Consider the following 15,254-nt stretch of genomic DNA (forward strand, 5'->3'; position numbering starts at 1 on the left):
AAATCAAATACAATAAATTGCACTCCTAGATTGATATAAACCAAATTCAACAACTGGAGTTACACAAAATGTTTGCCAATCAATTACAGCTAGCGCGTGCTCTAGAGTTACCTACACGCCAAGCCATGCTTTACCGTGAACCAGCAGTACAACACTTTTGGAATAGTAACACCGACCTAATTACAAACGCGTGGAGCGAATGGGAAACAACATCAATAGATGGCTCAACGTTTACGCTTGACGATACACTACTTGATAAAAACCTACGCGAAGCAGTAAAGCAAGCATGGGAAGATCCATCAAAAGAGCTGGCCGTAAAAGCGTTATTACACGAAGTAGCGCCTGATGTATTTCAATTTCAATTTTTTGATCCAGAGCGCCTTGCTGTATTACGCGGGTATTTAGAACAAGTATGGAATTCGCAAATTCCTATGCGCCCACCATATGGCATAGTGTTAAATCGCCGTGGTGCCATGCTTGATAGCCGATCAGAAGGTTATTTAGCAGCGCCAAGCTTTCAAGCGTTTTATAACGACATACTAAACACTTATATGCGCCCTATTTCGCGTATGTTGTTCCCTGAGGTTACGGGGTTTGATACACAAACGTTTGGCTTTTCAATTTATTATGAGCCAAACACAGATTCATCAATTCGCCCACATACCGATGCATCGGCCGTAACGCTTAATATTAACTTAAACTTACCAGGCGAAGAGTTTACAGGGTCAGAAGTTGACTTTTATCACCCGTACACAGGCGACATTAAATCACTTACGTTTAAGCCCGGCACTGCCATGTTACATCGTGGCAATATTGCACACGCAGCAAAGCCTATTACCAGTGGTGAGCGAACTAATTTTGTTTTGTGGTTGTATGGAGAACGCGGGCGATTACCAGCACAAGGTGCACCACGCATTCCTATTAATGCTAAACAGCGCTGGATTAACCCTAAAAAGACGAACGACGGCTATGCACCATTTTAATCGAGTTTTTAACTAAGCTTTTAACTAAGCTTTTAACTAAGCTTTTAACTAAGCTTTTAACTAAGCTTTTAACTAAGCAAAAAGGCTGCTTAATTTAAGCAGCCTTTTCGTTAGTATCGTTTTAGTTTACGTTTAAAATTTATACGTTGCAGATAGTCTTACACTTCTGGGTGTGCCCGGTTGAACCCAGGCATCAGCAAATGAGTTAGTGTAATAGGTTTCATCAAACAGATTGTCTACCTCTGCACGTAAACCAAATGCTTCAGTTACGTCAACATCAACAAATGTACGCGCTGTTGTATAACTTGGCAGCTCAAAATCGGTACCAAAAAAGCCGTTTCGTGAGCCTACATAAACTAAGCCTCCACCAAATTTAACGGCTTTACCATATAACTCAGACGATTTAACTAGCTGTAAACTAAATTGATGCTCGGGAATGTTTAATAAAGAGCTTCCCGCTTCTACTGTATAACCAAAGTTCGCATCAAAAAATGAGTTTTCAATAGTTGCATCAACATACGCATACGATAACCATAGGCTTACATCATCAGTAAGATCACCGTTTATATCAATTTCTATGCCTTTGCTTTGTGCTTCGCCAATTGCAGCAAAAGTAAATGCAGTAGGATCGTCAACTACCAGCATGTTGTCTTGTTCTACTTTAAATACAGCAACGGTGCCAAACAGTGCGCCATCGTTTAAAGTAAATTTAACGCCTACCTCTGATGACGTTGATTGATTTGGCTCAAAACCATCGCCATTTGTATCAGTGCCTGATAAAGGCCTAAAATTTTCGCCATAAGCAGCATAAACAGATACAAACTCACTCGCCTCATACACAACACCAAACTGCGGGCTAACACGCGATTCGTTTTGCTTTGATTGAGTATCAGCTAAACGGTTATTAAGTGTTTGTTCGTAGTCATCAAAACGTGCACCAATACGTATATCAAGCTTATCGGTGAGGCTTATTTGGTCTTGTATAAATATACCTAACGACTCTTGCACTTCTAACTTATCGGTATTGGTCGTTGGCGTAGGTAAATCATACGCACCATACACGGGGTTAAATACATTAATAAACTGATCGCCACGCACGCGAAGAACAAATTGATCATTTTCGAATTTATCAGAGTCCACACCAATTATTAAGCGGTGCTCTAACCCAGCAACCTCTAAATTACCGGTTACTTCAGCTCTAAACACCTGGTATTTAGCATCGTAATCACGATAACGCCTAAAGCGATTTACCTCACCATCAACTACACCTGCAAAACCGGTTTCGGTAGCAAAACCCTCAAGTGATGTATCTCGATAGTTAGCGCCCAGCAACACGCTCCAGTTATCATTAAAGTCATGAACAAACTCTAATTGATGACCAAGTACATCTGCCTCTATTGGGCCATCACCTGGTTCTCCTAAAAAGCGACTTTCTGGTATTAAACCAAGTTCACCATCAATAGCTAATACACCTCTATCAAAAGGGACTTCTTGGTCGCTGTATTCAAGCTCATATATTAGCTGGCTGTTGTCATTAATGTTCCATGTTATTGATGGGCTAAAGCCTTGTTTAGTTGTTTCTATTGTATCGCGAAAGCTTTTTGCGTCTTCATAAAAACCAACCAGTCTAATTGCTACGTCGTCGCTAAGGGGCGTGGTGTAATCTACATCAGCGCGGTAGGTGTCAAAGCTGCCTACGCTTAGCTTTAGCTCGCCACTTGTATCAAATGTTGGGCGTTTAGTAACAAGGTTTACAGTTCCACCAGGCTCTCCACGGCCAAATAGTGCAGCTCGTGGGCCTTTTAACACCTCAACCGACTCAATACCCGACAAATCGCGCGAGCCACCAAAACCACGCCCGGCATTAAACCCATTTACAAGGTAATTACTTGGTAAGTTTTCATCGCCTACAAAACCACGTAGTGCAAAGCTATTCCAAAGCCCACCAAAGTTATTTTGACGAGCAACCGAAGCCGATAAATCAAGTGCTTGGTTTAAATCTATCGCACCTGCGTTTTCAAGGGCTTCTAAATCTATTTTCAGTTCTGATTGCGGTGTTTCTAACGCACTAAATTTACCTTGATACGCTTGGCGCGAGCCGATTACAGCCAATCTTTCTATAGGGCTATTATTTGCGTTGTCATCTTTTTGGTTTTGCTCAACTGCCATAGCATGGCTGCTAAATAAACTGACTAAGCATGCGCTTAAATAGGTTAGCTTTAGCCCTTTATTATTGGTATTCATTATAAACCTTGTTAATTAGTTAACTGATAAATTTTCTTTTAGCTTAACGCCTGTAACTTCAGGCTCATCCATTTCATTAAGCATTGTTTTTTTAAAGCTAGGCATATTCTTAAGCGCCGCTTTAGGTGGGTTACCCTTTATAAAGAGCCAAGGGTAGTAAAACTCCCTTAAACTTTTATGAAATCCTCGCATACGGTATTCGTATCTAAATGCAGCTAAAGCATCAGTGCTCGCCAATCGGGTAAAACTGCGTTGTAGCAATAGTGGTGGTGAAAACCACGATACAATTCCCGCTAATTGATACTTTGTATGCGCTGCATCACGATACGCATGTGAAAGTTCACCTGCTTTTTCGTCTCCAACTTGCTGAAATGCGTAATACCATTTCCACTCAAACTCGCTTTGCATATCAACGTGATCTTTCCACTGTGGATTTGATGTAACAAAAGCATCCATTGTGGTTTTCTTTGGTAAGTCCCATGCATCGTTAACGGCCTCTCTTTGAGTAAGCACAATGTCGCCGCCCTTTGGTGAGTGCACCGTTTTGTTTATAACTAAATCGCCTAAAATAGGAATAATAAAAGCAACTAACAACCAAAAACCAATTAAAGTTGAAGCAACACGCGGCGCACTGCTGGCGTTTTTACCCCACCACACACTGAGCGCAGTCCAAAACGCAATGTAAATTACACAAATAAAAGTAACAAACCCCACATCAGCAATGGCCGAATGACTAAGCAATGTACCTATATAAAATGGCAGCATTAAACACACTATTACTGCAATCAACCTCACTGCTATTCGTGCCCCCCATAATGCAAAGTAAGACCTAGCAGTAGTTACTAATAAATCATGCCTACCGCTTGTTCGCTCATTAGCAAATAAATCATGAAATAGTAAAATAACTATCAGCGGTGCTAATGCACTTACTACAAATACAAAATCAATTTTACCCGCCTGCGCTAGCTCTGCGTTTTGCGCATCGCTTTCGTAAATTTGTCCCTCTAGCGCAAGTAGGTTTAAGCGGTGTTTCCATGGGTAAATATCGCGCTCGCCTAAAGCAGCAAACGCTAAATTTGAAGGCGATGAATACGTTAAGTGAAAACTGTAATAGGCAAGCGAGCCTGGGTCTTCGTATTTATGTTGAACGTTAGTTAAGTCTGTTAAATCGGCGGCTTTTAAGCGCTCAATAGTTTGCTTTTGCTGTGTTACTTCACTAAGCCCGCTGAAAACTGCAAACCCCGACATTACAAACGTACACACCAGTAATACCACTAAGTATTTTTGGCGAAGTAAAAAACGCCATTCACGCGCAAGCTGTTTTAATAGGTAACTCATATCAAACGCCTCCCTACAAATTTAATACCGCCTAACAGCACCGCAATCCAAAGTAGTAGCTGTAAAAAAGCAGGGATACTTCGCTGCGCTCTCGCTTTTGAGCTGTCTACATTAAAAGTAAAGTCCTGCAGTATTTGCCAATTTTGAGCACTTACACGTGCCTTTTGGGTTGCAGCAGTATCAGCATTGCGGTTCATGTCGTCTTGGTAGCTAAGCTTTTCTACATGAACTTTGTTAAGCCCTTGCACAAAATCAAAACGTAACTGCTCGGTTTCGCGTAAAAAGCGATGATGGGTTTCAATACTCGTGCCTACCACAATCATCGATAACGACCGAATAGCCACCATAGGTGAAACCCAACCAAAATAACGTGATACCTTTGTTTGTTTAAGCTCAGCTTGCATACGCTGCTCAGCAAACTTATTGAGTACGCTTGTGAGTTTAGCCTCAGACTCGCTTGCCACTAGCCCTCTAAAATTAACGGGTAACTCATCAATACTGCTAACGTTATATTTATTAAGGAGCGATTGTTTAAATTGCTTAAATGCGGGGTCGTTTGTGTTGTGGCCGTCGCCTAGTTTTCTAAGTTCGGCTTTTACAGCAAAGTCGGTTTCTATTTTGCCTGCTGATGGCACTGCCGTGGAGGCTGTTGTACTTGCTACACGTGGCATTACAATACACAGTAAAATCCAAACAAAGGCAAGTGCTGTAAAGCTGCCGCTGTTTTTACTAAACACACTCGATGCCAGTAAAATAAGCAGCACCCACACAATTAAATATAAAGCGTAGCCAAGCACAAAGCTTGCAACCGCAAGTAAGCCTTCGCCTGAGTCAAGTGTAAATAAAGCCGATATCGTCAGCGGAGTTAAAATTAAAGCCACAACAGAAAGTAGCGCCAATCCTTTACCTGCAATAAGCGTTGCGCCCGATGTACCTTGCGATAACAAATACGAGAGTGTTTGTGACTCACGCTCGCGGCTAATACCGCTGTAGCCAATTAATATCAGTAATAAAGGTGCGAGTGTTTGTACAATAAATGCAGGCGTTAAACTACCTAATTTAGTTAATGCAGTACCTTGGCGGCTATCTGCAAACATTGCGCTATTTTGTCTGTGCCCTTCTAAAAATATTGAGTTGCCAGTGTAAGCGTCAATACCAGGGTCAAGCGTACTAAGTGGTGAAGGCGTTCTAAATGCATAATGCCCATAATGCACCATTCTGTGTGGATGACGGTCGGGTTGATCAACAAAGCTTTTATCGCTAGTTGCCTGTAATTCATGCCGTGAGTGGCTTAACTCCATCATGGTAATAGCCGTTACAATCACCGAGGCAACCGTGAGCACCAAACCAATAGCAAGCACGGTCATTGCTAATTTTGAGCGAAGCCAATAACGCCACTCATCTTTGGCAACAATCACCACCTTAGAAAAGTTATTTATACTCATTAAGCACCTCTATTAGCGTGATGCCCAAATGCAGCGTGTACTTGCTCGGTATCAATACGCCCACTTTGGGGCGCATCATACTCTCCCACCAGCTCACCGTTTTTAAGTAAACCAATACGATTTGCCACTTGGCACGCGCCATATACATCGTGGGTAACCATTAAAATAGTCGCACCAGTTAATGCAAGCTCGCGTACAAGTTGATTAAATTCATCAATGGCAACAGGGTCTAGGCCCGATGTAGGCTCATCTAGTAAAAATATCGGAGCTTCACGCAGTATCGCAAGTGCAATTGCTGTTTTTTGCCTCATGCCTTTTGAATAAGTTTGCATGTGGCGGTCCCACGCATCGCGCTGTAATGCAACACGATTAAAAGCCGCGCTAATTTGTTCATCTGATTTTTTAATATCAGCAAGTGATAAAAAATATTCAACATTTTCGCGAGCAGTTAAATGCGGGTAAAGTGTTGCCGACTCTGGCAAATACGCGGTTTTGCCACGTACAAAATCAAGCGCTTGTGTAACCTCTTTACCGGCTACTTTTACAGAGCCTTGAGTTGGTTTATTAAATCCGAGTAACGTTTTTAATGTAGTTGATTTACCTGCACCATTACCACCGAGTAGCGCATACACCTCGCCTGCAGCCACACTAAAGCTTAAGTTTTTTAAAATAGTGTTATTTTTAATACTAAAATTTAAAGAGCTCACTTCAATCATCGTATCGTTTAAAGCGGCGCCTGTGTTGCTAACGTGTTTATCAAACGTTTTTTGTTCAATTGGTGGTGTTTTATTAATCGCGGTAGGTGTTGTCACACTCAAACTCTATTTAGGGAAATTAGACAGGCGTGAATGTTATACTATATCAAATGCTAATTGCAACAATATAACATCCCAACAATTAACAAATAAGATAATTATGGTTACTTAGTTAATAAATTATTACTTTAGGAGGTAAAAATTAAAGCAACTTAAAATAACCCCTTTTATGAGGAATTTATGATGGTGTTATGTGTATTTATTTGCGATTTAACGTAAATTAAAAACCAAGCATAAAGAGTGTAATTTTTTTAGCTTTATCATGCTAACGCCTTTGGTAAAATCTTATGTTGAGTAAGTTGGTAATTTTAAAAAATGTGCTATCTTTTTATTATCTATATCATAAAAATAAGCGCTAACATGTTGTTCCGAGGTACAATTGCCATAGCTATATTGGTAATTTCTGCTGCTAATAAAAGCTATGCAAATGAAATAGACGTGCAATTTAGCGGTTTTGCATCCTTAACACTCAGTTACACTGACGATTCAGATATCGCCTTTGCATCTAATTATTTAAACGAAAACGATACAGGTTTTTCAGCAACACGTGATTCAATTTTAGGTGGGCAAGCTAATATCTCACTCTCAAAAAACTGGGACTCCGTGGTACAAGTCGTTTTACAAGATCATACCTTTAAAAGTCTTGATAATTTTTTAGAGCTCGCCTTTGTACGTTACCGCCCCTCGCGCCATTGGGCTATCCGTGCTGGCCGGCTAAATAGCGATCTTTACTTACTCTCTGAATATCCTTATGTAGGATACGCCTACTTATGGATACGCCCTCCTCACGAATACTACTCTTTTGCAAACATTGCAGGAAATTACGACGGTGTGGATATTGAATACAGTAAAGCCATTGATGAAGGGTTTTTACGCTTAAAGCTCGCTTATGGGAGCTCTACTGCAAAGCTGCAAGCATACAACAAAGACTTTTTTATAGATTTTGATAATTTAACAACCTTAAGTGCTACCTATTCACTGGATTCTTGGACAGTGCGCTTTTCACTTTCAAAGTCTGATTTTGGTGACTATAAGCTGGACTCACTAGATGAGTTTTTAGCTTTACTAGACGCAGTACCACAAAGTATATGGCCACAAGCACAAACGATATCTAACAAATTTAATACCAAAGGCCACAGTATAGAATACGCGGCGTTTGGACTAACCTACGATCATAATAATTGGCTTATTCAATCTGAAGTAGGTATTTCGGAATCCGATTGGATAATTGCTCCATCAGTACTCAATACTTATATTAGCGCTGGTTATAGGGTAAACAATGCAATATTTTACACGAGCTTTTCAGCAGCAAAAAATCGTCACGATGTTATACAAGTAAACGAACCTGTTTTTTCACCAGGCATACCCGATCAAATTTCAGAGCCAATACAACAGCTAGCACTTGCAACACAGGCTGCTATTAAGGTGCCTTATGTTCATCAGCATTCAATTAACATAGGTGTAAAATGGCAACTGTCGGAGCGATTAGCGCTAAAAGCTCAACTAGACCGCTTTGATATAAAGCCCGAAGGCGCGGGTTTATGGAGTCTTAGTAATCCTGCCGATGTAGACAAAGGCCACAAAGTACATATGCTAAGTTTGAACGCTAGTATGGTGTTTTAACAATGATGAGCTATCGTAACTCACTCCTTTATGTGTTGCTGCCGCTTTGCCTGCTTCTTGTTAGTGTTAATGCCAAATCTACAGAGTTTGTAGTGGTGGTAAATAAAAACAATACAATTAATGCTTTATCCAAACGCGAAGTTATTGATATTTATATGGGTCGCTATTTAACGTTTCCTGATGGTGAAACCTCTAAGCCACTTGATTTACCGGCGCAATCAACATTAAAAAATGATTTTTACCTGCAACTGGTCAACAAAAATGAGCAAAAAATTAATGCTTATTGGGCAAGGTTATTATTTTCAGGGCGCGCAAAGCCCCCATCACCGTCAACATCCGTTGAAGATGCGTTAAACAAAATAGCTGCATCACAATTTGCAATTGGCTATATTCCTCAATCGCAAGTTACAGACGCAGTAAAAGTGGTATACACATTTGATAAAAATTAGCCAAGCACTCTACGTACGCGTTGCTCTATCAATCGCAATTGTCGCCATTGTAGTCACGTTAGTATCGTCAACACTTTCTTATTACTCGGGCCTTAAAGAAAAGAAAAACACCAATTACCTACTCGTGCAGCAGTTAGCACAAACAATGGGAAAAACAGCCGCCATAGCAGCCTACCTAAACGATCGTGAATTAAGCCAAGAAATTATTAATGGCTTGCTAAGTAATGATCTAGTGCAAGGTGCAAGCTTAGAAGGAGAAGTAAACCCAAAAGGAGAAATGGATTTATTTATTGCAAGTGGCTCTACTAACAAAAAAAATGAAGCTGTTTTAATTAAATTAATTCACCCCTTTATAGAAGGCTCCTTTATAGGTGTACTCGCCATATACCCCGACGATAACTTTATTGAACAACAAGCACAGTCATCACTTATAAAAGAATTTATTTTAATGCTGATTCAATCAATCGTCATCGCTTTTTTTGTGTCGCTGGTTGTACGCAAATGGCTCACTCAGCCTATTCAAAACCTAACAGACAGCTTTGCGACAATTGATCCTACCAATCCCGAAACCATGACAATGCTAGAGTTTAAGCAAGGTAAGCGAGACGAAATAAGCAGGCTAACGCAAGGTATAAATGCCTTAATGCATGAGTTAAAGTTAACCATTAGTAATGAGCAATCCCTTCGTAAAAAAACTCAAGAACTAGAAGCTAAATTTAGACTTATTTTTGAACAAGCCAGCGCCGGTATTTGTTTATTAGATGACAAAAATATTATCACCACCTTTAATCCCGCGTTTAAACATTACTTTACCGTACCCGGCGAAGAAGAGTTATCAACCTTGCACTTTCCTGCTCTATTAAATAACGTTGATGAATTACAAAACCTGCTTGCAGATATACGTTGTGATAAAAACCCACCACAAGCAACCTTAGATATAGAGTGCAAAGTGGGCCATAAAACCATTTGGTTGCACTGCTTATTTGTTAGATTAACAGAGCAACGTGAAACAAAGCGAAGCGTTCAACAAGAACACTTAGTTGAAGTAATTTTACATGATGTAACTGAGCGCGCCGAACGCGAATTTCAAACCCGCTTTGAAGCCGATCACGACCCACTTACTGACCTACTTAATCGCCGAGCCGGTGAAAAACGCCTTAAAAAAGCGCTGCGCGAGTGCATTAAACACAATCAGCACCTAGTACTAATGATGATTGATTTAGATAAGTTTAAACCCATTAACGACAACTACGGCCACGAAGCCGGTGATAAAGTACTTATTGAAATAGCACACCGATTTAAAAAGCACTTTAACCAAGAAACCGACATATGCATCCGCCTAGGCGGTGACGAGTTTATTGTTGCAAGGCAGGTTAATACCTACAACAAAGCAGCAACGCGTGAGCAATCAATCGCTATGCTAAATGAGCTACAACAAGACATTTATATTTCACAAAATAAAACATGCACCGTGGGGGCAAGCATTGGTATTGCAGTCGGCCCTAATGATGGTGATGAACTACTCGAATTAATGATCAATGGTGACAAAATGCTCTACCACGTAAAAGAAACAGGCCGCGGGCAAATTGCATTTTATGACGAGTTTAAAAAGTAAGAGGGTTAATTGAGCTCTTTCAACGCAGTTAGCACTAAAAGTGGCTGCTAGAGAGTGATTTATAAGCAGAGCCCAGGTTATTTAAGCCCAATTTTTAAAGAACATTGAACAATAAACTTTTCAATTGATAGAATGCCCTACTTTTTCCCATCAAGAGATACAATGGCAAACTTCAATACTCATCTTAATACTGCCGTAATCATCACAGGCTTAGCCTCAGCCACCTTATTATCTGCAGGACATATTGAATTAAAGGGCGCACTCTGGTTATGGTTTTTAGGCTCAATCGGCGGCTTATTACCCGACATAGATTCAGATAACTCAACATCACTCGATACTATTTTTAACTTATTCGCACTCAGCGCTGTATTACTGGTACTGCATTACATAACCACCGAGCTCATTATTGAAATTAGCTTTATCGAGTTAATCGTAGTGCCATTATTGGTTTACGGATTTATGAAATATATTATTAGACCAATTTTTGAATGGATCACAGTACATAGAGGTAGTTGCCACTCTTTACTATTTATACTGTTATGCGCGTTATTAACGACCCAAGTAGTATGGAAACTGAATGACCAATCAACCACACAAGCAGCCGTTTTTGCCTGGTTAACGGGTGGGTTTATTTTATTAGGCGGGTTAATTCATTTATTGCTAGATGAAATTTATAGTGTAGATTTAAGCAATGTCACCATTAAACGCTCTTTCGGGACAGCTTTAAAAATAGCCGACTTCGATAATAAGCTAATTACGCTAGCATCAGCTATTGCCATTGCAGGTTTAATCTATGTTGCGCCCCCTACAAAGCAAACTATTACAGCGTTAAGTGACTGGTCTCATTTTACGTTTTTATCTTAACTCCGTAAGTATTAAGCCGTTTAACCACATATTCAAAATTAATGCCCTCTTGATAATTAAGATAGTTAAACATTGATTTACTAAGAGGGTATGAGGCGCTGCGCTTTTAGAGGGCATAAATGGCTTGAATCAAAACAGTTTTACAATTTAAGTTTTGAATAAAACCAAAATTTGAGCCTATTTGTAATTAATTATTATTTTTATAGGTTTAAGTGAAATAATTAAATAGCTTTACCTGTCTTATATCGGCAAGTAGGAACGCTAATTAGCTAAAAAGCTTCCTGTTTGACGTATTCAAACCTGTCGAATCTTTTTAAAGCATTAAATATAAAATTATAAGAGGTAAATAATGGAATTTACGAATAAACGCACCATGCTAATTACAGCATCGTTATTATTGGTATTGGCGATATCACAGGGTATTTATTCTGTCCTTTATAGTGCAGAAATTAGTTTTTCAAGGCAGGTGGCTTGGGGGCTAGAAGCGCTGGTATTTACTTTACTTGTTGCCTTTGCAGGGACATCTATGGTGCAAGCAAAAAACGCCCAACTAGGCTGGTCGGCTATCGCGTTTAGCGCAGTACTTAACATAGTACAGGTGAGTATTGGCCTTACTTTGTTTTCTACATTTGGAAAAGTTGCGGGCACAGTAGAAGGCGCACAACCTTTAATTGGTGGCGTGGTTTCTTTGTCATTCATGATTTACTACGCAGCTAAATTATTATTGGGATTAGCAGCTCTTGTTTTTGGCCTGTCTTTTATAGCTAAAGGCGGCAAAGCAATTGGCGGACTTACAGCCTTAGCTGGCGGAGTTGCAATGCTTGCCAATGGTATTTTAATTACCTTTGGCCGTGATGGATTCCTTCCATCAGCTGTTGCTGGCGCGTCAGGTATGATTGCAACGTTACTTTTAGCAATATGTTTAATAAGCCTTTACCGTAAAGCAGACTGAGGCTTAATACCTTACAAGTAATGTGCTTACTTAAATAAGTTATAAACATCGGCGTGTATTAGAGTGCTAATTCGCCGATGTTTTACGTTTAAAGTATACGCTCAGCGCATTCCTAGTTTGTTCCCTCTTAGTAACCTAAAGACTAACTCACAAAGAGGATATGAGGCGCTTCGCTTTTAGAGGGTAAAATAGCTTATATCAAAGCAATTCGACTAATTTAAGTTTTGATGTGTGAAGTCAAGATTTGACTTCATTTATTCTCGTAAATTCTTGTTACTTACGCTTTTTAATAAATCGAATTTCGTAATGATATAAACAGGTTCTTTTTTACATTCGACTTTATAAAGATATTGATTTTTAAGAAAATTAGTTTTTTCTTTTATTAAACTAATTTGCTCCCATGGTATTAAAAAACTCCTGGGAAATAGTAGAATCAACATCCGTTTTTGGCTTATAAATATACCTTGCTGAAATGATTTAATATTTAGCCAAGTCCGATATTCACTGTTTTTCTCACAAGAAATATCTGCCACATTCGTCAAGTACATACTGCTTGATTTTAAAAGTGAGGAATCAGAAATAATTAAATCCGTTTTATATTCTCTAGCTAGTTTAGGGTAATACCCAATAATGCTTTGGATATAATTGACTAAAATATAGAACAATAAAAATAAAATTAAGCATATAACAAAGTCCATTTTTTAATACTCCGAAAACTTGCCCTGCACTGCTGACTAAGCTGAAATTTAAGATGGGTGTCTTATTAATTGTGCTTTCTTGCAATTGCCATAAGACACCCTGCTCTTTTTTTGAACTAACTAAAACGTAGTCCTAAATTTTGAAAAGAGCAAAATTTAGGATGGGTGTCACTGTTAATCCTCTTCAGTACCTTGCTCATATATCAAACGAAGTTTTCTTGCTAAATCATCAATTTCACTTTTCATTGAAACTCCATATTATCCAGAAATCATAAACGCATAAGGCGAGCAATTTTCCCACAAGACCAAACCACGACTAAACTAGACAGCCACTTTAATTGAACAAACAAAACTATACCAAAAAATTCGCTCTTCAAGTTCAAAATTTATCTTTTATGAGTGGGTCACTTTATTTCATCCGTTAAATAAGTAATTAGCCCTATTAAAGCTAAATTACACGCATGAAAATAACAGCATAATGCAGTTGTGATTTATTACTGAATAGTTTTACTGAGTAGCTTAAGTTCTATGCGAGTAGCTTTTCGCAATTGCTAATATTTGATCGCCGTTTACGCTTTAAATTTTCACAGTAACTTGCTTGTGAAGTGGGTCTGCCTACTGCACCATGAAATACGCGCGTAAATTGCGTAGTCAGTTTTAGCCAGTTCTCTGGGGATATATTAAGCCTTTCTAACAAAGGAAGGTTCATATTATCAATATGCCCACGCTTATCCTCTCGTATTATTCGCCCTGTTAGCTCAACAAGTTCAAGGTACGATTTAAGCTCAAACGGCAGCCCTTTGGGCATAATCTGACGAGGCAGACCAGCAAAACGTAGTAACTGTTTTGGTTGTTTACCTTCTGCTGCGCATGTTAAACGCTTTTGTACACTGGTATGGTCTGACTCTTCTGGTGTGTTAGCCATTTTTGCTCTAATGGGATTTAAATCAACATAGGCCATACAGGCCGCAAGTGCTGCTTCATCTAGTAATGCCTGCGATTTGAATCGGCCCTCCCAGAACCTACCAGTGCAGTTATCTTCTTTATTTGCTCTGCGCGCAATGTCTTCATTTAAGAGCCGCATAAACCAGCTGATACTTGATAAGCGTTCGCGGTATTGTTTAACCGTTTGGTTGAAAAAGATGAGCTCAACTTTANAGCTGATACTTGATAAGCGTTCGCGGTATTGTTTAACCGTTTGGTTGAAAAAGATGAGCTCAACTTTACTTAACTTTTCACCTTGTACATATTTCTGCGTTAACACTGTGCCTTTACACAGTTTATGCCAGCGAATAACAATCGCTTTATCATTCAGTCTGTTTGCTTGATTATCATCTACATACAGGACTAAATGAGTGTGATTACTCATAACAGCATAAGCCCACACATCAATACAAAATACCTTTGCTAATTCAAGCAGCTCATCTTCAACCCACCCTCGTCGATGCTCGTAAGATTGACCAGTAAAACGGTCTTCTCCACATAAAAATGCACGACGAACACAGCGTGAAATACAGTGATAGTATTTTGTATCAACCAAACTTACTTGACGCTTTCTTGAAATTGCCATAAGACACCCTGCTCGTTTTTTGCACTAACTAAAACGTAGTCCTAAATTTTGAAAAGAGCAAAATTTAGGGTGGGTGTCACTGTTAATTTGCATACTCCAATAAGCATGAATCAGAATACACGCCGATTACGCCCGAATCACGGTTTTGATGATAGTCATGAAAATGGCTACTTTCATCATAAGTTTCAAATAAAACGGTATTTGTAAACACAACCATAAACCTTACGGGATCATCGCCTTTTATATAAGTTTTAAGGTTCAGTGTTAGTAACCCATCAACATACGATAATTTGTCCAAGCTCCAGTTTTGGTAATTATTTGTGACTTCATCGATGGCAGTATTCATTTAATTACCTAACGAGTCTGTAGATTAACTCGTTTCTATTTGTTTTTATTGATAAACAAACCATAGCTGAGTTCCTATTTTGGTTCAATCGATTAGTGTTTTCATAAAATTTAGAATGGGTGTCTAGTTTATTTAAGAATGGGGATACGCTTTTATTATTTCCCTAAGTCTTTTTATTATTAGGGTTTTCAAAAGCATCCGCAAGAGCTTGAAATACCATTTCAGGCTCACCAGATTCAATATTAATCCGACTAAAATACCTTGCTTGCCAATGCCAAAATTCAACTTCAAAATATTTTGCTAAATATCTAG

12 protein-coding genes are annotated in these 15,254 nt (G+C 39.1%); 6 read left to right on the forward strand and 6 right to left on the reverse strand.

The window, feature by feature from the left end:
* Positions 1-68: 68 nt before the first annotated feature.
* Positions 69-983: a 2OG-Fe(II) oxygenase family protein gene (locus I6F47_RS18660; protein WP_197184343.1), complete on the forward strand. Its 915-nt coding sequence runs from the start codon at positions 69-71 to the stop codon at positions 981-983.
* A 132-nt stretch (positions 984-1,115) separates the two neighbouring features.
* Here the strand turns inward: I6F47_RS18660 and I6F47_RS18665 are convergent, their stop codons facing one another.
* From I6F47_RS18665 to I6F47_RS18680, 4 genes are read right to left on the reverse strand one after another with little or no spacing between them, the layout of a single operon-like run.
* The gene (locus I6F47_RS18665; RefSeq protein WP_197184344.1) at positions 1,116-3,227 is read right to left on the reverse strand and encodes a TonB-dependent siderophore receptor; all 2,112 of its coding nucleotides are present in this window, start codon (positions 3,225-3,227) and stop codon (positions 1,116-1,118) included.
* Positions 3,228-3,242: 15 nt separating this feature from the next.
* On the reverse strand, positions 3,243-4,565 hold the full coding sequence (locus tag I6F47_RS18670) for a DUF3526 domain-containing protein (RefSeq protein WP_197184345.1): 1,323 nt from the start codon (positions 4,563-4,565) through the stop codon (positions 3,243-3,245).
* Positions 4,562-6,010, reverse strand: a complete 1,449-nt coding sequence (locus tag I6F47_RS18675; protein WP_197184346.1) for an ABC transporter permease — start codon at positions 6,008-6,010, stop codon at positions 4,562-4,564. Before I6F47_RS18675 ends, I6F47_RS18670 begins: the two co-directional genes overlap by 4 nt.
* Complete coding sequence (locus tag I6F47_RS18680; RefSeq protein WP_231609257.1) at positions 6,010-6,726, reverse strand: ABC transporter ATP-binding protein; 717 nt, start codon at positions 6,724-6,726, stop codon at positions 6,010-6,012. The genes I6F47_RS18675 and I6F47_RS18680 overlap by 1 nt, the downstream gene beginning before the upstream one ends.
* A 459-nt stretch (positions 6,727-7,185) precedes the next feature.
* On the opposite strand from I6F47_RS18680, the gene I6F47_RS18685 reads away from it, so the two are divergent.
* From I6F47_RS18685 to I6F47_RS18705, 5 genes are all read left to right on the forward strand, one after another.
* Complete coding sequence (locus tag I6F47_RS18685) at positions 7,186-8,448, forward strand: hypothetical protein (protein WP_197184348.1); 1,263 nt, start codon at positions 7,186-7,188, stop codon at positions 8,446-8,448.
* A gap of 2 nt (positions 8,449-8,450) precedes the next feature.
* Entirely contained in the window at positions 8,451-8,897 is a 447-nt protein-coding gene (locus tag I6F47_RS18690; protein ID WP_024593760.1) for a hypothetical protein, read from the forward strand.
* Positions 8,884-10,512 (forward strand): sensor domain-containing diguanylate cyclase, encoded by a 1,629-nt coding sequence (locus I6F47_RS18695; RefSeq protein WP_197184349.1) that lies wholly within the window; start codon positions 8,884-8,886, stop codon positions 10,510-10,512. Before I6F47_RS18690 ends, I6F47_RS18695 begins: the two co-directional genes overlap by 14 nt.
* A gap of 162 nt (positions 10,513-10,674) precedes the next feature.
* Positions 10,675-11,376: a metal-dependent hydrolase gene (locus I6F47_RS18700; RefSeq protein ID WP_197184350.1), complete on the forward strand. Its 702-nt coding sequence runs from the start codon at positions 10,675-10,677 to the stop codon at positions 11,374-11,376.
* A gap of 349 nt (positions 11,377-11,725) precedes the next feature.
* Positions 11,726-12,328, forward strand: a complete 603-nt coding sequence (locus tag I6F47_RS18705) for a hypothetical protein (protein ID WP_024598370.1) — start codon at positions 11,726-11,728, stop codon at positions 12,326-12,328.
* Positions 12,329-13,552: 1,224 nt separating this feature from the next.
* Here the strand turns inward: I6F47_RS18705 and I6F47_RS18710 are convergent.
* Positions 13,553-14,596: a transposase gene (locus I6F47_RS18710; RefSeq protein ID WP_197184351.1), complete on the reverse strand. Its 1,044-nt coding sequence runs from the start codon at positions 14,594-14,596 to the stop codon at positions 13,553-13,555.
* 82 nt (positions 14,597-14,678) lie between these two features.
* Positions 14,679-14,942, reverse strand: a complete 264-nt coding sequence (locus I6F47_RS18715; RefSeq protein ID WP_231609255.1) for a hypothetical protein — start codon at positions 14,940-14,942, stop codon at positions 14,679-14,681.
* Positions 14,943-15,254 lie beyond the last annotated feature (312 nt).

The organism is Pseudoalteromonas sp. NZS37 (assembly GCF_015864265.1).
GTDB classification, from domain to species: Bacteria; Pseudomonadota; Gammaproteobacteria; order Enterobacterales; family Alteromonadaceae; genus Pseudoalteromonas; species Pseudoalteromonas arctica.

What these genes read in the sequence shown, in the direction of transcription:
- I6F47_RS18660 (WP_197184343.1), top strand. Translation starts at nt 69, where the DNA reads ATGTTTGCCAATCAATTACAGCTAGCGCGTGCTCTAGAGTTACCTACA.
- I6F47_RS18665 (WP_197184344.1), bottom strand. Translation starts at nt 3,227, where the DNA reads ATGAATACCAATAATAAAGGGCTAAAGCTAACCTATTTAAGCGCATGC.
- I6F47_RS18670 (WP_197184345.1), bottom strand. Translation starts at nt 4,565, where the DNA reads ATGAGTTACCTATTAAAACAGCTTGCGCGTGAATGGCGTTTTTTACTT.
- I6F47_RS18675 (WP_197184346.1), bottom strand. Translation starts at nt 6,010, where the DNA reads ATGAGTATAAATAACTTTTCTAAGGTGGTGATTGTTGCCAAAGATGAG.
- I6F47_RS18680 (WP_231609257.1), bottom strand. Translation starts at nt 6,726, where the DNA reads ATGATTGAAGTGAGCTCTTTAAATTTTAGTATTAAAAATAACACTATT.
- I6F47_RS18685 (WP_197184348.1), top strand. Translation starts at nt 7,186, where the DNA reads ATGTTGTTCCGAGGTACAATTGCCATAGCTATATTGGTAATTTCTGCT.
- I6F47_RS18690 (WP_024593760.1), top strand. Translation starts at nt 8,451, where the DNA reads ATGATGAGCTATCGTAACTCACTCCTTTATGTGTTGCTGCCGCTTTGC.
- I6F47_RS18700 (WP_197184350.1), top strand. Translation starts at nt 10,675, where the DNA reads ATGGCAAACTTCAATACTCATCTTAATACTGCCGTAATCATCACAGGC.
- I6F47_RS18705 (WP_024598370.1), top strand. Translation starts at nt 11,726, where the DNA reads ATGGAATTTACGAATAAACGCACCATGCTAATTACAGCATCGTTATTA.
- I6F47_RS18715 (WP_231609255.1), bottom strand. Translation starts at nt 14,942, where the DNA reads ATGAATACTGCCATCGATGAAGTCACAAATAATTACCAAAACTGGAGC.